Source organism: Mesorhizobium sp. M00.F.Ca.ET.216.01.1.1 (genome assembly GCF_004010325.2).
Classification (GTDB): Bacteria; Pseudomonadota; Alphaproteobacteria; order Rhizobiales; family Rhizobiaceae; genus Mesorhizobium.
Map to the genome: position 1 here is coordinate 113,676 of NZ_SADR02000018.1, position 20,532 is coordinate 134,207.

General features: G+C 61.3%; 22 protein-coding genes and 3 pseudogenes. 16 read left to right on the forward strand and 9 right to left on the reverse strand.

Going from position 1 to position 20,532, the window contains the following annotated elements; genetic code table 11:
- From EN859_RS39490 to EN859_RS22685, 4 genes are all read left to right on the forward strand, one after another.
- The coding region (locus tag EN859_RS39490) for a hypothetical protein (protein WP_245525656.1) at positions 1–231 on the forward strand (231 nt) is incomplete at its 5' end.
- Between the two features lie 439 nt (positions 232–670).
- Positions 671–2,047, forward strand: a complete 1,377-nt coding sequence (locus tag EN859_RS22675; protein ID WP_127854867.1) for an FAD/NAD(P)-binding oxidoreductase — start codon at positions 671–673, stop codon at positions 2,045–2,047.
- Positions 2,044–3,219, forward strand: a complete 1,176-nt coding sequence (locus EN859_RS22680; RefSeq protein WP_127854866.1) for an FAD-dependent oxidoreductase — start codon at positions 2,044–2,046, stop codon at positions 3,217–3,219. Before EN859_RS22675 ends, EN859_RS22680 begins: the two co-directional genes overlap by 4 nt.
- 61 nt (positions 3,220–3,280) lie before the next feature.
- Positions 3,281–4,441, forward strand: coding sequence for a Xaa-Pro peptidase family protein (locus EN859_RS22685; protein WP_127854865.1), 1,161 nt, complete (start codon positions 3,281–3,283; stop codon positions 4,439–4,441).
- An 83-nt stretch (positions 4,442–4,524) separates the two neighbouring features.
- On the opposite strand, the gene EN859_RS22690 is transcribed toward EN859_RS22685, so the two are convergent.
- Positions 4,525–5,859 carry a type II toxin-antitoxin system HipA family toxin gene (locus EN859_RS22690; protein WP_127854864.1) on the reverse strand — a complete coding sequence of 445 codons (1,335 nt, stop codon included), beginning with the start codon at positions 5,857–5,859 and terminating at the stop codon, positions 4,525–4,527.
- Positions 5,859–6,107 carry a helix-turn-helix domain-containing protein gene (locus tag EN859_RS22695; RefSeq protein ID WP_127854863.1) on the reverse strand — a complete coding sequence of 83 codons (249 nt, stop codon included), beginning with the start codon at positions 6,105–6,107 and terminating at the stop codon, positions 5,859–5,861. Before EN859_RS22695 ends, EN859_RS22690 begins: the two co-directional genes overlap by 1 nt.
- Before the next feature lie 415 nt (positions 6,108–6,522).
- On the opposite strand from EN859_RS22695, the gene EN859_RS39495 reads away from it, so the two are divergent.
- Together EN859_RS39495 and EN859_RS22705 are read left to right on the forward strand one after the other, a co-directional pair.
- Entirely contained in the window at positions 6,523–6,750 is a 228-nt protein-coding gene (locus tag EN859_RS39495; protein WP_127854862.1) for a CopG family transcriptional regulator, read from the forward strand.
- Between the two features lie 6 nt (positions 6,751–6,756).
- Positions 6,757–7,177, forward strand: a pseudogene (locus EN859_RS22705) (TA system VapC family ribonuclease toxin).
- Between the two features lie 165 nt (positions 7,178–7,342).
- On the opposite strand, the gene EN859_RS22710 reads toward EN859_RS22705, so the two are convergent.
- Positions 7,343–8,485 carry a cysteine desulfurase family protein gene (locus EN859_RS22710; RefSeq protein ID WP_127854861.1) on the reverse strand — a complete coding sequence of 381 codons (1,143 nt, stop codon included), beginning with the start codon at positions 8,483–8,485 and terminating at the stop codon, positions 7,343–7,345.
- Between the two features lie 24 nt (positions 8,486–8,509).
- A complete protein-coding gene (locus EN859_RS38255; RefSeq protein ID WP_189502167.1) occupies positions 8,510–8,677 on the reverse strand; it encodes a hypothetical protein in 168 nt (55 codons plus the stop codon).
- A gap of 50 nt (positions 8,678–8,727) precedes the next feature.
- On the opposite strand from EN859_RS38255, the pseudogene EN859_RS22715 reads away from it, so the two are divergent.
- Positions 8,728–8,959, forward strand: a pseudogene (locus tag EN859_RS22715) (IS630 family transposase); the annotation flags it as partial.
- Positions 8,960–9,288: 329 nt separating this feature from the next.
- On the forward strand, positions 9,289–10,146 hold the full coding sequence (locus EN859_RS22720) for an IclR family transcriptional regulator (RefSeq protein WP_127854860.1): 858 nt from the start codon (positions 9,289–9,291) through the stop codon (positions 10,144–10,146).
- A gap of 98 nt (positions 10,147–10,244) precedes the next feature.
- On the opposite strand, the gene EN859_RS22725 is transcribed toward EN859_RS22720, so the two are convergent.
- Both EN859_RS22725 and EN859_RS22730 read right to left on the reverse strand, forming a co-directional pair.
- A complete protein-coding gene (locus EN859_RS22725; RefSeq protein ID WP_127854859.1) occupies positions 10,245–10,640 on the reverse strand; it encodes a type II toxin-antitoxin system VapC family toxin in 396 nt (131 codons plus the stop codon).
- A 3-nt stretch (positions 10,641–10,643) separates the two neighbouring features.
- Positions 10,644–10,886 (reverse strand): type II toxin-antitoxin system VapB family antitoxin, encoded by a 243-nt coding sequence (locus tag EN859_RS22730; RefSeq protein ID WP_127854858.1) that lies wholly within the window; start codon positions 10,884–10,886, stop codon positions 10,644–10,646.
- A 260-nt stretch (positions 10,887–11,146) separates the two neighbouring features.
- On the opposite strand from EN859_RS22730, the gene EN859_RS39500 reads away from it, so the two are divergent.
- From EN859_RS39500 to EN859_RS22745, 3 genes and pseudogenes are all read left to right on the forward strand, one after another.
- Entirely contained in the window at positions 11,147–11,299 is a 153-nt protein-coding gene (locus EN859_RS39500; RefSeq protein ID WP_245525657.1) for a TniB family NTP-binding protein, read from the forward strand.
- 85 nt (positions 11,300–11,384) lie between these two features.
- Entirely contained in the window at positions 11,385–11,735 is a 351-nt protein-coding gene (locus tag EN859_RS22740) for an antitoxin Xre/MbcA/ParS toxin-binding domain-containing protein (protein WP_127854857.1), read from the forward strand.
- A gap of 8 nt (positions 11,736–11,743) precedes the next feature.
- Positions 11,744–12,241, forward strand: a pseudogene (locus EN859_RS22745) (RES family NAD+ phosphorylase).
- On the opposite strand, the gene EN859_RS22750 reads toward EN859_RS22745, so the two are convergent.
- From EN859_RS22750 to EN859_RS22760, 3 genes are all read right to left on the reverse strand, one after another.
- Positions 12,204–12,413 carry a hypothetical protein gene (locus EN859_RS22750; RefSeq protein ID WP_245525658.1) on the reverse strand — a complete coding sequence of 70 codons (210 nt, stop codon included), beginning with the start codon at positions 12,411–12,413 and terminating at the stop codon, positions 12,204–12,206. The pseudogene EN859_RS22745 and the gene EN859_RS22750 overlap by 38 nt on opposite strands.
- Before the next feature lie 93 nt (positions 12,414–12,506).
- The gene (locus EN859_RS22755; protein ID WP_127854856.1) at positions 12,507–13,403 is read right to left on the reverse strand and encodes a proline iminopeptidase-family hydrolase; all 897 of its coding nucleotides are present in this window, start codon (positions 13,401–13,403) and stop codon (positions 12,507–12,509) included.
- Positions 13,404–13,584: 181 nt separating this feature from the next.
- Positions 13,585–14,310, reverse strand: coding sequence for a LuxR family transcriptional regulator (locus EN859_RS22760; RefSeq protein WP_245525659.1), 726 nt, complete (start codon positions 14,308–14,310; stop codon positions 13,585–13,587).
- Positions 14,311–14,610: 300 nt separating this feature from the next.
- Here EN859_RS22760 and EN859_RS22765 point away from each other — a divergent pair, with 300 nt between their 5' ends.
- The 5 genes from EN859_RS22765 to EN859_RS22785 all read left to right on the forward strand — a co-directional run bounded on the left by EN859_RS22765 (position 14,611) and on the right by EN859_RS22785 (position 20,394).
- A complete protein-coding gene (locus EN859_RS22765) occupies positions 14,611–16,284 on the forward strand; it encodes an ABC transporter substrate-binding protein (protein ID WP_127854854.1) in 1,674 nt (557 codons plus the stop codon).
- 106 nt (positions 16,285–16,390) lie between these two features.
- Entirely contained in the window at positions 16,391–17,419 is a 1,029-nt protein-coding gene (locus EN859_RS22770) for an ABC transporter permease (RefSeq protein ID WP_127854853.1), read from the forward strand.
- Positions 17,419–18,393 carry an ABC transporter permease gene (locus EN859_RS22775; RefSeq protein WP_127854852.1) on the forward strand — a complete coding sequence of 325 codons (975 nt, stop codon included), beginning with the start codon at positions 17,419–17,421 and terminating at the stop codon, positions 18,391–18,393. Before EN859_RS22770 ends, EN859_RS22775 begins: the two co-directional genes overlap by 1 nt.
- Positions 18,383–19,405, forward strand: coding sequence for an ABC transporter ATP-binding protein (locus EN859_RS22780; RefSeq protein ID WP_127854851.1), 1,023 nt, complete (start codon positions 18,383–18,385; stop codon positions 19,403–19,405). Before EN859_RS22775 ends, EN859_RS22780 begins: the two co-directional genes overlap by 11 nt.
- A complete protein-coding gene (locus tag EN859_RS22785; RefSeq protein ID WP_127854850.1) occupies positions 19,402–20,394 on the forward strand; it encodes a dipeptide ABC transporter ATP-binding protein in 993 nt (330 codons plus the stop codon). The genes EN859_RS22780 and EN859_RS22785 overlap by 4 nt, the downstream gene beginning before the upstream one ends.
- Positions 20,395–20,532 lie beyond the last annotated feature (138 nt).

Below are 20,532 nucleotides of genomic sequence, written 5' to 3' on the forward strand. Positions count from 1 at the left end.
CTCATCGCGACTGAAGACCTTTCCGGGATGTTGAAGCAGGTGCCGCAGCAGGTTGAACTCGATCGATCCCAGATGGATCTCCTGGCCGTTGCGGGAGACCCGATGGGTGTCGAGCCGCATTTCGAGGTTGCCATAGCTGAGCTACTCGACCGCAACCCCACAATCGGCCTCGGCGGCTTGTCGTTGAGTGGTTGGGAACGAGTGTGCGCCATTCGACGCTGCCATCTGTGAGAGGGCGGTAGGGGTTCGTCGTTTTTTGGCAAGAAACTGCCAGTTGGGCTTGGCTCCTCATTATGTCCCACAATATGAAATCAAAACGTATTGACTTCCACAATATGGAACAGATACATAGTCACGTTGTCCTGTTTGTGGGGGCGCCCCGTGGTTCGGACTGGTACAAGGCTCGCTCGATTTCGTTGCATTGCGGTTGATGGTAGCCCAGCTGTCACTCGCGAAGTCGGTAGAGTGTGCGCTGATGGGCGCGACCGGCTGCTCACGACCATCTTTGTGGACTGGCGGGGAGCCTGTTCATTTGATCTCGCACCGGAAATACGCCTCGGAATCTACGCTGATCTGGACCGTGGGGTCCGGCGCCGGAGTGCCGAAACGGTGCGAGCAACAATTGTCCGGACCGACTTGGATATTGTCACCACATGCGTGAGGACTGGCCATGCGTCGTGAGGCAGTCATCATCGGCGCCGGTCCTGCCGGTATGCGCGCCGCCCTTACCCTTGCGGACGCGGGGCTCCGTCCTCTCGTGATCGACGAGGCTTGCCGCAGCGGTGGGCAGATTTATCGTCGACCGCCATCTTCTCTACGTCGGAAGGCCGAGGTGCTTTACGGCTTCGAGGCCAAACGCGCAAAAGCCCTGCATGAAGCTTTTGACGCGTTGGGGGACCGTATCGAATATTGGCCGGAGACGGTCGTCTGGAACGTTCATGGCGACCGGCTGCATCTACTGGTCGGAGGCCAGTCGACCTCTATCAGTTGGCTAAATCTCATCCTGGCGCCCGGTGCCATGGACAGGGTCATCCCATTCGAGGGCTGGACCTTACCCGGAGTCTACACGCTTGGCGCAGCGCAGATAGCGCTTAAGTCCCAGGCCTGCGCCATCGGCGAGAGAGTGGTCCTCTTCGGCTCGGGGCCGCTGCTTTATTTGGTGGCCTGGCAATATGTGGCGGCGGGCGTCGATATCGCTGCTGTGCTCGACACCGCTCGTGCCGGCGCCGGGTTCAAGGCGCTGCCTGGGCTTGCACGCGGTGGCTACACCTTTCTCAAGGGAGTTTACTATGTCGCCGCATTGCGAGCTCGCGGCGTCCGCATCATTTCCGGCATCAGACCTCTTGCTGCATTGAGCGGTCCCGATGCTGCCGTTGCTGGGTTCGTGTATCGCGACCACCGCGGGCATGAACGGCGCATCGCCTGTGACGCCATAGGATTCGGATATGGCCTGAGATCGGAAATCCAACTCGCCGAATTGGCAGGCCTGTCATTGGCTTATGATGAGGTCCAACGCCAGTGGATCCCCGTCGGGGATAAGTTTGGTGGAGACAGCGGCGGCATCTATCTTGCGGGCGACGGCATGCGCGTGCGGGGGGCGGAGATTGCTGAACTCACTGGAAAGCAAGCGGCCCTGAGGCTTTTGGCCAATCTTGGCCGCAATGAGTACCGATCGCAGCTCGCCACCATTGAGGCCAGCCTGCATAGAGCCGAAGCATTTCGCCGTGCGCTCGAATGCGCTTTTCCGTTCCCGGCTCATTTGGCGCAGGAGCTCCCTGACAACGTAGTGGTTTGCCGATGCGAAGGTGTCACGATCGGCGCCTTGCGCGATGCGGTAAGGGCATGTGATGTTTCGGATATCAACAGGGTGAAGGCCTTTACTCGCCTCGGCATGGGCCGCTGCCAGGGGCGGGTTTGCAGCGCCGCTGCGGCCGAAATTATTGCCGCCGCAGCCGGTGTTCGGCCCCAAGCCGTCGGGCACCTGCGCGGGCAACCACCTGTAAAGCCGGTCGCGCTCGGCGCGCTGGCGGAGGGGACGGCGCCGTGAGGCCGTTCGACGTCGCGGTCATCGGGGGCGGCATCGCAGGTTGTTCAGCCGCGCTGCATCTGCGCCAAAGAGGAGCCTCTGTGGTGCTGCTTGAGCGCGGCCAATGCGGCACTCAGGCAAGTGGGGTCAATTATGGCGGTGTTCGCCAGCAGGGGCGGCATGAGGCAGAACTCCCGCTTTCGCAGCGCAGCCGTGCGATTTGGGCTCGTCTGCCGGAGCTCGTTGACAGCGACTGCGAATTCGTTGTCACCGGCCATATAAAACTGGCCCGATCGGACCGGGACATGGCGGAACTTGAGGCCTATGCCCACAAAGCCGCAGCTCACGGGGTCACGCTCGAGCTGATCGGCAACAAAAAGCTGCGGGATCGATATCCGTGGCTAGGCATGTCAGTCGTGGGGGGCTCATTCTGCGCTGACGATGGCCAGGCGAATCCTCGCCTCGTGACGCCGGCCTTGGCGCGGGCCGCACGCGCCATGGGCGCAAACATTCGTCAGTCAAGCGCTGTCGTCAATGCAGTCCATAGGGGGAATGGTTTCGAATTGCTGCTCGACAGCGGCGGGACGGTCCGCTCTCGCGCACTGATCAACTCCGCTGGAGCTTGGGGAGCGACGATCGCGGCTATGTTCGGCGAGGATGTTCCCGAAGAGGTTATGGCGCCCAACATGTGCGTGACGGGGCCTGTCCCCTATTTCATCGAACCAAATCTCGGCGTGGTCGGAGGCGACATCTACATCCGCCAGATTCCGCGAGGAAACGTGATCTTCGGAAGTGGTCTCGGCGAGGCGGACCGTGCAGCCATCCGTGCCTTTCCGTCGCCGGATGTCACCACTGATGCGGCCCGGCTGGCAGTCGCGCTCGTGCCGCGCTTAGCGCATGCTCAGCTTATCCGCACATGGAGCGGCATTGAAGGCCGTATGCCGGACGGACTACCGGTTCTGGGGCTGAGCAGCACCACGCCCGGTCTCGTCCACGGTTTCGGCTTTTCTGGACATGGATTCCAACTTGGACTCGCGGTCGGCGCTGTTCTGGCCGAGCTAGCCCTGGACGGAGAGCCCAAGACTCCAATCGGAGAGTTTGCCATCGCCCGCTTTCTCGATCGCCAGAGCACCAGACCAAACGGCACTAAACCAATTCCTTCCAAGGCGATCGAAGAGGCCAAGCATGCGTGATCGAGCAGCCGCTCGTCTCCGATTGAGATTCTGAAAAATCGACCACAATGGGGTAAGCGAAATGTCCACACTCGAGAAAGAACCCAGGCGAGGTCATCTGCAAGCGTTCGCGACGGAGGAGTTCAGGACGCGGCTACGTCGCGTCCAGAAAGAGATGCGGCACAACGGCCTGGAGATGCTGCTCATCCACGCCCCCGAGAATATCTACTATCTTACCGGCTATCAGACGTCAGGCTATTTTGCCTACCAGACGCTGCTTATCACCGAAGCGGAGGAGCCGACGCTACTCGTTCGATATCTTGAGCGGGGAAATATCGACGAATACTCCTGGCTTGGCAGCTATGAGACATGGCGGGAAGGCGACGACGAGGTCGTGCGAACGGTCGACGTGGTCCGATCGAGGGGCGGCGCGACAGCACTTATTGGACTTGAGAAGAGCGCGTGGTTCCTAACCGCCAAGGTGGCAGAGCGGCTCGGGGGCCTTTTGCCACAGGCAAAGTTTGCGGATGCGAGCCAACTTGTAGACCGGGTTCGGCTGATCAAGTCCGAGCAGGAATTGAGCTGTATCCGCAAAGCGGGACGGATCGCTGAGGCTGAAATGCGCGCGGCAATTGAAATTATTCGCCCCGGCGTCACCGAGGCCGAAGTTGCCGCCGCCGTGCTTCACAAAGGTGTCCTGGAAGGGTGCGAGTATACCGGGTTGCCTCACCACATCATGTCCGGATATCGCTACGACGTCTGTCACGCAAACTGGACGCCGAAGGTCATCACGAGCGGCGAATTGGTCCTCCTCGAGCTTTATGGCTGCGTCGAGCGCTACCATGCCACGCAAATGCGGACGATTTCTATGGGCAGGCCCAGCGAGGAGGTCCGCGATGCTGCCGCTCTCGTGGTCAAGGCGCAGGACGAGGCGATTAAGGCGCTGCGTCCCGGCGCTTCGAGCAAGATCGTCGACGCGCTTGTTCGAGGGCCGATCCGCACCATTCGGCCGGACTACTACAACCGTTCAGGCTACTCGACAGGCATAGGCTTCCCGCCCCGTACGGCTGAATGGCAAACCCTCGATTTCAATGAACATGACGACTGGGAGGTTCAGGAAGGCATGGCCTTTCACATGCTCGCATTGGCACGAGGCTTCGGCATAAGCGAGACGGTCGCGATCACCAAGTCCGGCGCTGAGCGTGTCACGCCGGAAAACAAAAGAGAGCTGATCGTCATTTAGGAGACCTGACCGGGATTCTTGGAACTCTTGACTTGGGCAACCGTCACCGGTGAAGGCGGCGTTAAAGAATATTGCCATTCTGGCTAGTGAATATCTGTGGTCAGGTTGCCCAGCTTTTTGGCCAGGGCCGTTTTGGCCGACCGGTGGATGTTCTCCGGAAATTCCTTGGGCAGCGCGTCCTCGATGCGGTCTATAGCCGCCATGGCGGTGTCGGCCATCTCTTCGATGGCCTCGCGCACCAGCGACTTCGGCAGGCCGGCCGCTTCGCCCGTCTGTACGAAGTGCCTGCCATGGATTTCATCGATCCTGTAGTGATTGTTTTTGCCGACCGACATGGCGAGTTTCATCTGCTTGCGTTTGATCTGCCCGGTATCGAGGCTTGGCTCGGCGCTAAGCACGTCGTAGAGCGGCGTCAGACGGTAGCTGCCGCCTGAGGCAAGAAAGATGCTGAAATTCTTCGCGTGGCCGTCCGTGGCGCCGATCAGCCAGAACAGGATTTGCGCCTTAAGTACAGTCGCCTGGTCGACGGCCGGTGTATCGCTGCCTTTGAGCAGGGTCAGAATATCAATAAGCCGCGGTCCGCCTTCGCTCTGATATTTTCGCGTTGGCCGGATTGAGAGGGCCTGGCAGCAATCTTCCTGTGGTACGCGGAGCAGCCGCCCGTCTTTCGTCCAGCGTCGGTCGAAACGCTCGATCACGAGCGCCTTTGTCTTGCCAAAGGTTTGTATCTCTGCGCTGTTTACGGGAAGGCCAAAGGCGGCGGTGAGCTTCAGGCAGTAATATTCGTTCTCGACGCTGTTTGTTAGGTCGATACCGTTTGGCAATTCGCCGATCTGCGGCTTGAAAATGTGTGTGGTGGGCGTTGTCCCGTGCGGTTTGATCCACCGTCCTTCATACCACAGCAGCGCCGTTTTCTCCTGAGCGCCGGCCACCGATATCCGAAAGTCATCCTCCCGGCTTAACCCGAGCGGGGCCTGCGCGAGTCCCTTGAGCAATTGTTCAATAGCATCATCGTCGACAGCCTCACCGGTGATGGCGGACGCCTTGCCATGATCGTCATGCCTATCATCACCATCACCATGGATTGTGACGAACTGTAGCGCCCCGACGCAATCATGGCCGATGGCGGCGAGAAGGCTGTAGGCGTCGGTGCCGGCGGCTCCGACCTTTTCGGCGACACGCTTTCTCAGGGCGTCCGAGTCCGGCAGCAGATTGTCAAACACCGCAAAGACCTGCTCGCCGCGATAGGCGTCCTCGCGCAAAGGCAGCGACAGCGACACCGGCATAGCGTGTTCCCAAGACAGCCAGCCTTCATCGTACCGGAAGTTGACGGCGCCGGTTGCCGCTTTATTCAGATGGCCGACCAGATGGTTATTCAGCAGTACGCGCAGCGGCGCATGCTGGCGGCGGCGGGCCATCAGAACATATCCTCGATATCGGTGCCGCCTTTTGAACGTGGCACGACCCGGAACTCAAGGTCGAGCGCCGCAAGAACAGTGAGGATGGTGTCCAGCTTTGCCGCCGGATTGCCGGCTTCAATCAGGGAAATTGTCTCCTGGCGGAGCCCGGCCTTCTCGCCGAGCTGCGTCTGGTTCAGGCTGCGCTGCTTGCGCGCGCGGCGGATCAGGTTTCCCAACTGCTTTGGTGTTCGGGCAAGCTCGGTCATTTTCTCTCCGAGCTCGTTATGTGCTATTTCCGATAAAATAGCAATATCGGATTTAGCGCATATTTCTATGTTATGTGTTAAATCGCATAAAGTTATTTTATGTGACGACCTAACTCATAACGGGGGCGGACTCGGCTTTGATCGCTCTACGGTGGCCGGGCGACCACCCTTCACTCATGTCGATCGCTGCAACAGCTTTCTCGTTTGCGCACAGACCGGTTTGATCCCTTATTGGGACGGAGCGGCCCCGCCGAGGGGCGAGGACGCCGCGGACGGTGAGCCTTTATCCCGCCGACCTCGCTCGGTGCGCGCCGCCGTCGGAATAGGTCCTCATGTCCGACGACTACGAAGTGGTGCCGCTTGAGCATCCGTCCTTGCTATTCTATTTGACGGCTGATGCGCACCGAGAAGAGCGATGAGAACGACACTAGCGATCGATGACGACGTCCTGGTCGCGGCCAAGGCCATGGCCCGGCAGCAGGATCGCAGCGTTGGCGAGATCATCACCGATCTCGCTCGGCGCTCGCTGCGCCGCCACCAAGCCGGCGGCGAGCGCAATGGGATTCCTCTGCTGTCGCCGCGGCCCGATGCACCTCTTGTCACGCTTGAGATGGTCAACGTCTTGCGTGACGGGCTGCCGTAACCTTTCCTGCTCGATGTCAATGTGCTGATCGCGCTGATCGATCCGGGCCACGTCGCCCGCGACGATGCGCATGGCTGGTTCGAAGCGACCAGTCACGCAGCATGGGCCACCTGTCCCGTCACCGAAAACGGCGTCATCCGTATCGTCGGCAATCCGAAATATCCCAATTGTCCCGGCTGTCGTCGCGCAGATCGTTGCCAAGTTGCGCGCTCTGCCTGGGCACAGTTTCTGGCCCGACGATGTGAGCCTGGTCGGCTCTGGCGACATCGATGCGGCGAAAATCCTGACCTCGGCACAGGTTACCGATATCTATCTTCTCGCACTCGCCAAGGCGCATAGTGGCCATCTGGCGAGCTTCGACCGCAAGCTGTCGGCAGCGGCCGTGAAGGGCGGGAAGTCTGCATTGCATATGATCCCCGCAAGGTAGATCGCCGCAGACGGTCGCCCATTAAGCCGAACTCTCCAACCGAAGCCGCAAGAACACATATCGGTAGCTGCGCGCGGCAGTTCGGGCACGTTGAAGATCATGCGAATGGCGCCCACGTCATGGCGGAGAGCACCTCGTCAATCTCTCCAGCGGCCCAGCCGTAGGTCAGGAACCGCCGGGCGAACCAGCAGGGAGCATGTGGGTCCGCAGTTGGTCGACGACGGCGTCGATCTCGGCTTCGTTGGTGATCCGTCCGAGACTGAAGCGGACAGCGCCCATGCCGATCTCCTCTGGAACGCCCATAGCGGCGAGCACAGGGGAGAGTTCGACGCGACCAGCGTGGCACGCTGAGCCGGTCGATGCCGCGACCCCATCGAGCTTTGCCAGCACTTCGGCGCCAGCCACGCCGACGAAAGAGACGCTGACAGTGTTGGGCAAGCGATGCTCTGGATGGCCGTTCAGCACAATGCGCTCGCCGAAACGGTGCTGCAGCGCCTCCCACAAGTGATCGCGCAGCCTGCGTATGCCGGTCATCGGCTCCAGGTCCGTGGCGAGCGCACAGGCCGCGCCAAGGCCGACCGCGAGCAGGGCGCTTTCCGTGCCGGCTCGCCGGCCAAGTTCATGCCCCGCGCCATGGATCAGGGGCTCGAGCGTGACGCCACGGCGGACATAGAGCGCACCGATGCCCTTGGGCGCATAGAGCTTGTGGCCAGCAATGGTGAGCAGATCGACGCCAAGTGCGTCGACCTTGGTTGGAATCTTGCCGACTGATTGCGCCGCGTCCGTGTGAAACCGAATCCCGTGTTCCCGCGCGACGGCACCGATCTCTTCGATCGGCTGGATCGTACCGACCTCGTTGTTGGCGTGCATGACGCTGATCAGAATGGTGCGCGGCGTAATGGCGCGACGAACGGCTTCGGGTTCGACCCGGCCTGTCGAATCGACGGGTAGATAGGTGACGGTCGCGCCGAGCTGCTCGAGAAACCGGCAGGGAGCGAGAACGGCGGGATGCTCGACCGCGGTGGTGATGATGTGCTCGCCTTTGTGCTTGAGCGCGAAGAACGTGCCCTTGATCGCGAGGTTGTTGGCCTCGCTGCCGCCGCTCGTGAACACGATCTCATCGGGTTCGCTGTCGAGTAGCGCCGCAACTTGGCCGCGGGCCTTCTCCAGCGCAGCTTTGGCCGGCGTGCTCGCCCAGTGTCCGCTCGACGGATTGCCGAAAGCTTCCTCCAAGTATGGCCGCATGGCAGCCGCGACCGAAGGGTCGATCGGCGTGCTGGCGTTGTTGTCGAGATAGATTGCTGTCATGTTTGGAGGCTCCTCGGCGTTTCTTCAGAACACCAGCACCTTGTCGGCGGCGAGCGTCGCAGCTGCAAGTTCCGTCATGCTGCTAGCCCAAGGGCACCGTTCCGCGTCCGTTGGCGTCTCGGCGACACCAGGCAGGGCAGGAGGCTCGGGGCGACGTCCTGCAGCGGCGAAGTGGGTCAAATGTTTCTGCATTGGTTCCCTCCATCATTGATGAATGCGGTTCTTGGCTTTTCGATTCTTTTGGCCTCGATGTCGATCCGCCGGCTCACGCCATCATGCAGTCGGTCGACGAGAAGAGCCAGCCTCAGGCCTTCGAGCAGCCTGGCCTGCCCCATGAGCAAGAGAAGGCTCGGCACCCTGACCCACGACTACAAGCGGCATGGCACGACCACGCTGTTTGCCGCCGTCAACGTGCTCGACGGCACCGTTATCGGCAAGAACATGCAGCAGCATTGCCATCAGGAGTTCATCCGCAAGCCGGCGTCTTCCATTCCGTTATCGACCTCCAGGCCGCCATCACAACCAGCAGCCAAAGCCCTTGGTGTGGCCGTTGCCGCGAGCGTATTCGTCCTTGGAATGGGTGGCGAAATCGGCAAGGCGAATTCCTGGCCATGCGACGGTAACGCCGGCCTCCTCGATCATCAGCGCGCTTTCCTTGGCGATGTTGGCGCGGACGATCGGCCTGCCTCTAGTGGCCCGCCCGCCAACGACCTACATTCCGCGTTTGGCGATTCCTGATCGCCGTGTAAACCTGGATCTGATTGAAACAAACACCTCCAAATCGGCGGTAGGAAGTGCGCCTCGTGAGAAGCCAAACCGAAAAGAGTGAAACCGAACAAGCAAAGGGCACGCAGCTTCTCGACCGCTCGGTTGCCCTTCTGAACTACCTGGGCGAGGTGGGGGAGCAAGGCGCGCGCATCCAGGAAATGGCGAAGGCTCTCGGTCTTACTGGATCGACTGCGCATCGCATCGTGAGCGCGCTCGAGCGGCACCTTCTTATTGAGCGGGAAACGTCCACGAAACGATACCGATTGGGGCTGTCGCTGTTCGCGCTTGGGGCTAAAGCAGCTGACGGGACGGGGTTGCGTCGCCTTTGCCGTCCCGCACTGACGCGATTGGCAGCACAAACCGGCGATACTGTCTTTCTCATGGCGCGCAGCGGCTTCAATACCGTATGTGTCGACAGACAGGAGGGAATCTATGTCATCGACAGCCTAACCGGTCACATTGGCGGCCAGGTGCCTCTGGGGGTTGGGTCGGCGAGCCTCGCCATCCTGGCTTATCTGCCGCCTGAAGAGGCCGACGCCATTATAAGCGCCAATGCGCACCTTTATGGTGCTTTCGATCACCTCAGCGCAGATGAAATCCGCCGTCAGCTGCCCGCCATTCGTGAGCGCGGCTACGCTCTGGATCAGGGCCATCTCGTCGCGGGAATTTCAGCACTTGCATTACCAATCCGACCACAAGGCAGAGATGTCATGGCGGCGTTGGCTATTAACACGACGAGCGCCAGAATGCCGGCAGAGCAGATTCCGGAGCTCGTTGCATCGATCGCGCGAGAAGTTGAAATCATAGAGCGCAGCGTGAATCCTCTCGACCTGGTGAGCCGACGCAGAACGAGAAGCATCGCAAAGGAAAAAGTGTCGATCGCGGCAGACTAGTCGTAATTCTCATGCTCAGGATTTCTAGCCTGTCCATCTGCGCCCGCGTGCGGTTCCGAACCACTTGATTTACGAAGCCTCGCAAGGGCCTGCAGCCCTCACGCAGCCTCGATGTCGGTCTGCGGAAAGCCGGCGCCTTTGAACATCAATGGCTGGCCAAAATGCCGGGCACAGGCATAGGCGAAGCAGTCGCCAAAGTTCAGCCGCGCTGGGTGCCGACCTTTGCCGTAGCGGTCGAAAGCATCAAGCGCGAGTCGCGCCGTGTCCGGCGGCACCGCGACCATGTCGATCTCCATCAGTGCGAGATAACGTTCCACGGCCTCCGCCGCCTCGCTGACTGCCAGGTCCAAGACTCTCGCGACCGCGATTGCGGCCTCCCAAACCGCAAGCGGCGAGGTCAGCCGCCTTCTGGTCAGCTGCATGCGCGCCAGGAGTTCGCGCGCATCATCCTCGTCGGTCATGAGCGCCGTCAGCGCCGAGGCATCGATGAACATCAGTCATTTCTCGTACAGGTTGTCGCGAAATGCCTTGTCGGCGGGCTTGCCGTGTTCAGGCTTGCCCCGCGCTCGCAAATCACGGCAGAACCTGACGCCGATTTCCACCAGGGACGGCCTGGCCTGTTCGCGCTCAAGCTCGTGCCTGAGCGCGGCATGAACGGCCTCGGTCAGACCAGTCTTCTTGAGCGCGGCGACCCGGCGGGCCAGCGCGTCGGTCTCGGGATTCTTGATGTGAAAAGCCATGACTCGCTCGTATAGCTGTTCAGGTGTATTCGTATATAGCAATTGGGATACACCGTGGGAAGGGCCTAGCAGCAAGCGCCCAACTATGGCTCGATCGGAAGGACTCCGGCAATGTTGCCAATGGCATCGGTGCTGGGGACCTGCGCCTGAGCTCGGAAAGGGAAGGCGATGACCGGACCCAATCTCCAGCGCGCTCTATCCACGCGCTAGGCAGATCGATCGGCTGAGCCGATTTCTCGACTACCCACGGGGACACGCGCATGCCCTCGGTCGCGATTTACAGCGACAGCGGCATGGACAAGGCGATGATCATGAAGCGCTTCCACGACGAAAACCCGCCGAACTTCAATCCGGGGAGCGCAGCGCCACCGGGTCGAGCACCGTGCGAAGAGCTTTTAATTCCTTCATCATGAGTGCCTTCTCTATGAGCGCCTTCTCTTGAATGCCGTTCAATTGGCGCAGAGTATGAGGCGCTTGGTAGCTATTTGGAGAGTGAGATTGGCACTGGTCCAGTACTGCGAGAACGGATTCTTCGCTCCGCGCAAGATTGCCGACGCCTTTCGCACGACTAGCGAGGAAGTCGCCCGGACTGCCGGGCTGGGTAGGGACGCAGTTCAGCACAAGGAGCGTGTCCGGTCGGACAAGACTCAGCGCCGCCTGCGCGAGATGGTCGAGGTCATCAACAAAGTCGAGCCGCGCTTCGGTTCAACCCTGATGGCCTATGCCTGGTATCGGTCGGAGCCGCTGCCGGGGTTTTCGGGCCAGACTGCGATGCAGCTGGTTCGCGGTGGTCGCGCCAAAGAGGTGCTTGATTACGTCTATGCGGTCGATGCCGGCGTCCACGCCTGACCGCATCGATGCTCCATCGCGGTCCGCTCTATCGCGCGCTCAATACGATCTATGCGCGTGGAACCGCTGTCTGGCCGCGGCGCCGAACTCTATCGAGGACGGTTCAATCCGAAGGGCGTGCCAGCGCTCTATTCCTCGCTTTCAGGGGTGACGGCTCTGAGGGAAGCCAATCAGACGGGCAGCCTGCAGCCCACCACCCTCGTCGCTCAGGACGCCGAGATTGGGGCCATATTTGACAGCCGGGATGTGGACGCCCTGAAAGCTGAAGGGATGGATCCCTCCGCCCTTGCCGACATAACTTGGCGTGATCAGATGAAAGCTTCTGGAGAGGCGAGAACCCAGACTTTGCCCGGCGCCTGATGGCCAATGGCTTCAATGGGCTGTTGGTCAAAAGTTTCGCGCCTGGCGCGAAGGACAGCGACTTGAATCTCGTGCTCTGGCGTTGGAGCGACAGGCCCCCCTCGCGCCTTACACTAATTGATGATGAAAAGCGGCTTTCGCGCTGACGCGGGTTTTGTGCGGGGGCGGTCGAAGCGCGGCGAAAGCGCCTTTGCCACCGGCTGGGCGATGGTCGTGCAGTTGACCTTGTAGCGGGCGGATTTGAGGGTCGGCCTTGTGGTGGGAGATGCCGAGAATCAGGCCGATCGCCTTGTAATCCTTACCGCGCGCCGTCCACATCAGCACCTCCCGCTCCCGCGCGCTCAGCAGCGGCGGCTCGTCGTCGCCATGAGCTCCCTCAACGCAACATTCATTTGGGCAGGTGCTGCGGCCTCAATCATATTTGGCCAGAAAGCGCCCCACGGCGGCGAGGCAGTCGTCCTTCTCCTCGACATGCGGCATATGGCTGGAATTGGGGAAGACCATGCCTTCGGCATGCGGAATGCGATCGAGAAAGGGCTGGACGCAGGCTTCGGTCGCTTCGTCGTAAAATCCGCGGAACGCCAAGGTCGGCGCCTCGATCGAATGCAGACGGTCGACAATGGTCCAGTTCCGCATGGTGCCGATGACGTGGAATTCATTGGGGCCATTCATGGTGTGATACACGGTCGGATCCGCCTCGATAGCCGCAAATGTCCGGGCGACCTCGGGGGGCGTCGGAACGACGCGACAGACATGGCGGTCGTAGAAGGCCTTGGTTGCCGCGACGTAATCCGGATGATCGGTGCTTCCGTCGGCCTCGTGTCGGTCAAGCGCACTTTGCACATCGGCCGGCAGCTCGGCGCGCAGCTGCTGCGCCCCTTCAACCCAGAGCGCCATCGAGGCCAGCGAGTTGGCCAGGATCAAGGCTTTGAGGCCCGAGGGGCGTCGCACGGCGTGCTCGGCCGAAAGGATGCCACCCCAGGACTGGCCGAGCAGGGCGTAGCGGCCGGCAATGCCGATATGAGCAAGCAGCGCATCGAGCTCGCCCAAAAAGAACTCGACGGTCCAGAAGTCACCGCCCTTGTCGGGCAGATGGGTCGATTTGCCGTTGCCGATCTGATCGTAGTGGATGACGGCCCGGCCGGTTCCGGCAAGCTCCTTGAAAGAATCCACATAGTCATGGGTACAGCCCGGTCCGCCATGAGCGACAATCAATGGTAGCTTGTCCGAGGTGAGATCCCCGCTAAGGCGGTACCAGGTGCGGTAGCCCTCGTAGTCGCTAAAACCCTCGGTGGTCGCATATGCCATCACAGTTCCAGCCTCCGCATCATGGTATGGCAGGAACCACAGCGGTGAACCTCCCAAAGCCTCGTTGCGGCCGACGGTACAAAGCGGTCCGGCGCATTTACAGCTAGTACTATTTATAGGTTTGCCGCGGTGGGATAATGGCCTTCAGGCAACGGCAATCCTGCAGCGACCGGGCGAGCGCTCAATGCTCCGGCTCGAGCAGGCGGTAGTGGGCGGCCAGCGCGATGGCATGGAAGCGGTTTCGTGCGCCAAGCTTGCGCGTCGCTGAATTGAGGTGCAGCGTCGCAGTCGGGACCGCGCGGCCGATCTCGCGCGCAACCTGCTTTGCCGTCAGTCCGGCAGCAGCAAGGCGCAGACACTGGCGTTCGCGCGATGTCAGATGGACATATTGGCAGGTTCGGATTCCGGTGTCGAAACCGACATAAACGGAATCATGCAAAAGATGGCCCAGATCGCCAATTTCGGCGATGAAGTGTCTTGCTTCGGCCTCAAACCCTGCCTCCGGATCGGCGCGGATCGCGGTGAAGGTGGCCAGGTCCCCGCCGGCAAGACGAATGGGCACGGTGACGCCGCAAGTCATCCTGGTATCGAGCAAATAGCTGACCACGGGATCGTGCCTTGACTGAAGCACGCGCTGCATGACGCTGCTCTGAACGCCATTGTGTGACCACAGGAATGGCCTCGATACGCCAAGCGCGGCTTCCTGCACGGGGTCAAGTTGATAATATCCGCCTTTGCACCAGAGATCCTGCATATCGCGCGGCACGTTGCGGAGAGCCATCAGAGACGGCGTGATCAGGTCGCCTTTGTGGCTGACGGGCACCGGCGTGTAATCGTAGATGAACGCGGTGAAACCGATGGGTTCCAGCACATCGGTAGCCGCCGCCATGGCAGCATCGATGCTCATCCCCGTCCGGAACCGGCTCTCCAGATCTCCTGAAAGGCTTTGCATCGGATAAGCTTACCCGCTGGCCATTGCTTGTCAAATAGCCATGTCGGCAGGGTGCTCAATAAATAGGCTTGAGGGTGGCCTCTGCGACCTATCTATCTTAATAGCTATCCTGTTCGGCTTGGCTGACCGTAGTCTTCTGCGATTGAGCTAATAAGCGGACATTGTCCGCAACCCGGACATTTCCCGCCGCACCGTGGTCGATCGACCGCGTTCAATGCGGCAAAGTCGACACGCTTTCCACGAGGGACCACGACCATGCGACCCCAAAAGGCATTTGCAGCGTTGATACCCGGTCTGGCTCTGCTCGGCATGACGATCATGTCGCCGGCAAGCAATGCCTTGGCCGCGGGAGGCAAGCCAGGTGGCACACTGCGATTGCTGGCCAATGCCGCCGCCGGCACAGCCGATCCACACATCAACTACACGCTGCAGTATTTCCAGATCAACTATGTCCTCTACGACGGCCTCGTGACCTACAAGAAGGCCGGGGACAAGACCGGTTTCGAGGTCGTCGCGGATCTTGCCGAAAGCCTGCCGCAGGTTGAAAACGGCGGCAAGACCTATGTCTTCAAGCTGCGCAAAGGCATCAAATTCGCCGATGGCTCGGACGTCACCAGCAAGGATGTGGTCGCCTCGTTCCAGCGCATCTTCAAGATCAGCGGGCCGACGGCCGGGACCTTCTACAAAGGCATCGTCGGCGCCGATGCATGTTTGAAGACGCCCGCCACATGCACTCTCGACGGTGGCCTTTCGGTGGACGAAGCGGCCGGGACGATCACCTTCAATCTCGTCCAGCCGGACGCCGAGTTTCTGCAGAAGCTGGCTGTGCCGCACGCATCGATCCTGCCGGCGAGCGCGCCGCTCAAGGATGCCGGCACCGATCCGATCCCGGGCACCGGGCCCTACATGATCGCGAGCTACGATCCGAACAAGCTGATGAAGATGGTGCGCAATCCCCACTTCAAGGAATGGAGCAAGGAAGCGCAGCCGGCAGGGCATCCGGACGAGATCGACTACGAATTCGGCCTCACCGACGAAGCGGCGGTAACGGCTGTCGAGAACGGACAGGCGGACTGGATGTTCGATCCGCCGCCGGCCGATCGTCTCACCGAACTCGGCACCAAATATGCCAACCAGGTTGCTGTTCATCCGCTGACGGCGATGTGGTATGCGCCGATGAACACCAATCTGGCGCCGTTCAATGACATCCGTGTTCGCCAGGCGGTGAATTTCGCCATCGACCGCGCAGCGATCGTCAAGCTGTTTGGCGGCGGCAATCTGGCACAGCCGGCCTGCCAAATCCTGCCGCCGGGGTTCCCGTCCTTTGCACCTTATTGCCCATTCACCGCCAATTCGGGCGAGAAGTGGTCGGCACCGGATATGGACAAGGCCAAACAATTGGTTGCCGCCTCGGGAACTGCAGGTCAGGAGGTGACGATCATCACCGAGGATACCACAGTCTCCAAGGCGATCGGGGTCTATCTGCAGGACGTGCTCAACCAGCTCGGCTACAAGACATCGGTCAAGCCAATCTCGCAGAACATCCAGTTCACCTACATCCAGAACACCAACAACAAGGTGCAGATTTCGATCTCGCAATGGTTCCAGGATTACCCGGCGCCATCCAATTTTCTGCAGGTCTTGTTCAGCTGCGCCTCGTTCACGCCGGGCTCGGATGCTTCGGTCAACATTTCGGGGTTCTGCGACAAGTCGATCGACGCATCGATGGCCGACGCAGAGACGGCGACGATCGCCGACCCGACCAGGGGCGCAACGCTGTGGACCGCCATCGACAAGGCAGTGACGGACAAGGCCCCGGTCGCTGTGCTGTTTACACCCAAGCGGGTCGATTTCATCTCTTCCAGGCTGAAGAATTTCACCTTCAGTCCGCAATTCTACTGGATCGTCAGCCAGTCCTGGGTGGAATAGCCTTCGGAGCGAATGCGACGGAGCGCCATCGGCTCTCCGTCGCATTTCCTTTTCCGCCGCATCAGCGCATCTTCCAGATCGAGATTTTTCCTAGGCAATCCTGTCCATGGTCAATGTCATTGCGGACCAGCCCACCGTTCCGGTCCGCCGAGCCACCGCTGGCCCATGGCGCACGGCATGGCGCAAGCTGAAAGGCGATCGCTCTGCGGTAGGGGCGTTCGGTGTGCTTGTGGTGATCGTGATCGCTTCCCTGGCGGCGCCGCTTTATGCGCAATATGTCTCCCACACCGATCCATTTGCTACCAATCTCAACGGCGAGATCGTCATCGGCGGCGCGACCCAGCCGGTTTTGCAGCCCTCCACTGAAGGCCTCGGCCTCGGCATGACGCCGATCGGGCCTACCTGGCGGATCGGCCCGTACCTGCTCGGCGCAGACAACCAGGGCCGCGACGTTGCGGCGCGGCTGCTTTATGGCGGACGGGATTCGCTGTTGATCTCAGGTGCCGCGGCTGTGCTGTGCCTGGTTCTGGCGACGTTCCTGGGGGTCGTTTCCGGTTTCTTCGGCGGCATCGTCGATGTCGGCCTGTCGCGGATTCTCGACGTGCTTTGGGCCTTCCCGATCTTCCTGCTGGCGATCTCGCTGTCGATTGTGCTGATTGCCCAAAGCATTCAGATTGGCCCGTTCGAAATTCGTTCCGGCAGTCTGTGGCTGCCGGTCTTCATCATCGGCATCGTCTACGTGCCCTATGTGGCACGGCCGATCCGCGGTCATGTCCTGACCTTGATGCAGGCCGAATTCGTAACCGCGGCGATCGGGCTTGGCGCTTCGCCCTGGCGCATCCTTTTGCGCGACATCATGCCCAATGTGGTGACCCGCATCATCGTCTTCGTGCCGCTGATCCTGGCGCTCAACATGATGACGGAATCCTCGCTGTCGTTCCTGTCGATCGGGGTGCAACCGCCGGATGCCAGCTGGGGCACGATCATCCAGGACGGTCAGGGCCTGCTCTACTCCAGGCCGATCGTGGCACTCGCGCCCGGGCTTGCCATCGTGATCACCGTCCTGGCGCTCAACATTCTGGGCGATGGCGTGCGCGATGCGCTCGATCCCAAGTCCTCCCCGAGGGGCGTCTAGTGCTTGCCGCGCTCGGCTTCCGGCTTGGCCAGATGGTGCTGGTCATGTTCGGCATCAGCGTGGTCGCTTTCCTGATCTTCTTTGCCACGCCCGGCGCCGATCCCTCGGCGCGCATTGCCGGCCGCAATGCCTCCCAGGAAACGCTGATCCAGGTCCGCCACGATTTTGGTCTCGACCGGCCGTTGCCAGTGCAATACGGGCTGATGATGAATCGGCTCTTCGTCAGCCGTGATCTCACCTCATTCGTCAATCGCGGGCAGCGTGTGATCCCCACGGTGACAAGGGCCATTCCCGTTACTCTGTCGCTGGTCGGGGGCGCGGCGCTGTTGTGGGTGCTGGGCGGATTGATCGTCGGCGTGATCGCCGGGGCGACGCGCGGCACTTTCATCGATCGGGCGCTGATGATCTTGAGTCTGATTGGAGTGTCCATTCCGGTATTCTGGCTCGGCGAGGTCGCCAATCTCCTGACGCAAAGCCGCTGGCACGACACTTGGCTGTTTTCCTGGGTCCCTCCGCTCGGCTACGTCCCCCTGACGCAGAATCCTTGGGCCTGGTTCAAGGCGCTCGTCATCCCATGGTTCACGCTGGCGACCCTCTATGTCGGTCTCTATGGCCGGGTGCTGCGGGCAAGCCTGATCGAGATGATGCAGGAGGATTTCATCCGCACCGCGCGCGCCAAGGGGATCGGCGAGCGGCGGGTGCTGCTGCATCACGGCCTCAGAACCTCGCTGGTGGCGTTCGTCACCATGTTCGGCCTCGATTTCGGTGCCCTTGTCGGGGGAGGGGCTTTGCTGACCGAGGTCGTCTTTGGATTGCAGGGCGTCGGAAAATTGACCTACGAGGCGCTGCAGAGCCTCGATCTGCCAATGATCCTTGCCACGGTGATCTACGCCGCCTTTTTCGTCGTCATGGCAAACTTCGTCGTCGACGTCGTCTTCGTCTTCATCGATCCGAGGGCCCGCGATGTCCGCTGACGCTCCTCTTCTGATCGTGGAGGATCTCACCGTATCCTTCCGCAGCGACGAGGGCCTGGTGCGGGCAGTGGGAGGCGTCTCGTTTACCGTTGAGCAGCGCGAGATCGTCGGGGTCGTCGGTGAGTCCGGATCCGGCAAGAGCCAGACCCTGCTGGCCATCATGGGGCTGGTCGACAGCCCCAATGCGATCGTCTCCGGCTCGATCCGTTTCATGGGGCAGGAGCTGATCGGGCTCAATCGACGCGCGCTTGATGCCATCCGCGGCCGCCAGATCGCCATGATCTTCCAGGATCCGATGTCGGCTCTTACCCCGGTCCATACGATCGGCAACCAGATCGGCGAACAGGTGCGCGCACACGAAAAAGTATCGGCGAAAGCGGCGCGGGCGAGGGCCGTGGAATTGCTGGATGCGGTTGGCATCGCAAATCCGGAACGCGTCGTCGATGGCTATCCGCACCAGCTTTCTGGCGGCATGCGCCAGCGTGCGGTGATTGCCATGGCGCTTTCGTGCAATCCGGCGCTGCTCGTCGCCGATGAACCGACCACAGCCCTCGACGTCACCGTCCAGGCGCAGATTCTCGAATTGATCGGGCGGCTGCGCGACGAGTTCGGCTCGGCGGTGATCCTGGTCACGCACGATCTTGGCGTCGTTGCCGAAGTCGCGGACCGGGTGCTCGTCATGTATGGCGGACGCTTCGTCGAGCAGGGTGGCAAGAACAGCGTCTTCCGGACGCCGCTGCATCCATACACATGGGGATTGTTCGGCTCGATCCCGCCGATGGAGGGAGAACGCCCGGCCCGGCTGGCTGCCATTCCGGGAGCTCCGCCTTCCCTCTCCAACCTGCCGAAAGGCTGTGCCTTCGGTCCCCGCTGTGCCTTTCGCCATGACGCCTGTCTGGTCCAGCTCCCCGTTATGCACGGAGACGGCCATCGCGCCGCTTGCGTCTTGCCGGAAACCAGACGCAACCAATTCACTGTCCGGAAGGCTGCCGGCGGGGAGATGCAACGATGAACGCCCTGCCGCGGGAGCGCCCGCTGCTTCGCGCCGGCGATCTTTCGAAGCATTATCACGTCGGGCGCTCGGTCTTCCCGGCGCAGCGCCGGACGGTCCACGCGGTCGATACGGTGTCGCTCGACATATGGCCGGGGGAAACCCTCGGAATTGTCGGCGAGTCCGGTTGCGGTAAATCCACCCTTGCCCGCTGCCTGGTGCGCCTGACCAATATCACCTCGGGTTCGCTGGAATTCGAAGGTCGCGACATTGCTGACGCATCCCAGCGGCAGCTGCGCCCGCTGCGGCGGCAGATGCAGATGGTCTTTCAGGATCCCAGCGCTTCGCTCAATCCGCGCCGCCGGGTCGGCGACCTTTTGGCCGATCCGTTCCGCATCCACGAGCGCCTCTCGGCATCGGAAATGGCAGACCGCGTCGCCGAGCTTCTGCGCCGGGTCGAATTGTCGCCCGAGCACGCGTCGCGCTATCCGCACGAATTCTCGGGCGGCCAGCGACAGCGTATCGGCATAGCCCGCGCGCTGGCGCTCCGGCCACGGTTGATCGTGGCCGACGAGCCGGTCTCGGCGCTCGACGTTTCGATCCAGGCCCAGATCGTCAATCTGCTCGCTGATCTGCGCGAGGAGTTCAACCTGACCTATGTGTTCATCGCCCACGATCTTTCCGTGGTACGGCAGATCTCGACGCGTGTGGCGGTGATGTATCTGGGATCGATCGTGGAGAGCGGGCCGACCGATCTGGTCTTTGCGACGCCCGCGCACCATTACACCGCGGCCCTCCGTTCGGCGGTGCCGATACCCTGTGTCGATCGGGCGCGGCGCAGCCGACAGGTGCTCAAGGGAGATCTGCCCAGCCCGATGAACCCGCCCTCCGGGTGTCGGTTTCACACCCGTTGCCCGGCCTCCACCTCGATCTGCCGCAACGAGCGCCCACTCCTGCAGAGCATCGGCGACGGTCGACTGGTTGCCTGTCATCATCCAGGCGGCGGGTAAGTTGCGGGATTTCTCGTAACGGACACCGACGATCGGCTATGACACCAGTGGCTGTGTTTCTTGGAAAATCTCGCGTCCGATGGGTCGGAGTTGCCGCGTCGAAGGTGAACACGGCGAAGCCAAAGCGGTGTTGGTCTA

Excerpts from the sequence above, each read along its gene's own strand:
- EN859_RS22675 (WP_127854867.1), top strand. The coding sequence starts at position 671 with ATGCGTCGTGAGGCAGTCATCATCGGCGCCGGTCCTGCCGGTATGCGC.
- EN859_RS22685 (WP_127854865.1), top strand. The coding sequence starts at position 3,281 with ATGTCCACACTCGAGAAAGAACCCAGGCGAGGTCATCTGCAAGCGTTC.
- EN859_RS22690 (WP_127854864.1), bottom strand. The coding sequence starts at position 5,859 with ATGGCCCGCCGCCGCCAGCATGCGCCGCTGCGCGTACTGCTGAATAAC.
- EN859_RS22695 (WP_127854863.1), bottom strand. The coding sequence starts at position 6,107 with ATGACCGAGCTTGCCCGAACACCAAAGCAGTTGGGAAACCTGATCCGC.
- EN859_RS39495 (WP_127854862.1), top strand. The coding sequence starts at position 6,523 with ATGAGAACGACACTAGCGATCGATGACGACGTCCTGGTCGCGGCCAAG.
- EN859_RS22710 (WP_127854861.1), bottom strand. The coding sequence starts at position 8,485 with ATGACAGCAATCTATCTCGACAACAACGCCAGCACGCCGATCGACCCT.
- EN859_RS38255 (WP_189502167.1), bottom strand. The coding sequence starts at position 8,677 with ATGCAGAAACATTTGACCCACTTCGCCGCTGCAGGACGTCGCCCCGAG.
- EN859_RS22725 (WP_127854859.1), bottom strand. The coding sequence starts at position 10,640 with ATGTTCATCGATGCCTCGGCGCTGACGGCGCTCATGACCGACGAGGAT.
- EN859_RS22730 (WP_127854858.1), bottom strand. The coding sequence starts at position 10,886 with ATGGCTTTTCACATCAAGAATCCCGAGACCGACGCGCTGGCCCGCCGG.
- EN859_RS39500 (WP_245525657.1), top strand. The coding sequence starts at position 11,147 with ATGCCCTCGGTCGCGATTTACAGCGACAGCGGCATGGACAAGGCGATG.
- EN859_RS22750 (WP_245525658.1), bottom strand. The coding sequence starts at position 12,413 with ATGTGGACGGCGCGCGGTAAGGATTACAAGGCGATCGGCCTGATTCTC.
- EN859_RS22755 (WP_127854856.1), bottom strand. The coding sequence starts at position 13,403 with ATGGCATATGCGACCACCGAGGGTTTTAGCGACTACGAGGGCTACCGC.
- EN859_RS22760 (WP_245525659.1), bottom strand. The coding sequence starts at position 14,310 with ATGAGCATCGATGCTGCCATGGCGGCGGCTACCGATGTGCTGGAACCC.
- EN859_RS22765 (WP_127854854.1), top strand. The coding sequence starts at position 14,611 with ATGCGACCCCAAAAGGCATTTGCAGCGTTGATACCCGGTCTGGCTCTG.
- EN859_RS22770 (WP_127854853.1), top strand. The coding sequence starts at position 16,391 with ATGGTCAATGTCATTGCGGACCAGCCCACCGTTCCGGTCCGCCGAGCC.
- EN859_RS22780 (WP_127854851.1), top strand. The coding sequence starts at position 18,383 with ATGTCCGCTGACGCTCCTCTTCTGATCGTGGAGGATCTCACCGTATCC.
- EN859_RS22785 (WP_127854850.1), top strand. The coding sequence starts at position 19,402 with ATGAACGCCCTGCCGCGGGAGCGCCCGCTGCTTCGCGCCGGCGATCTT.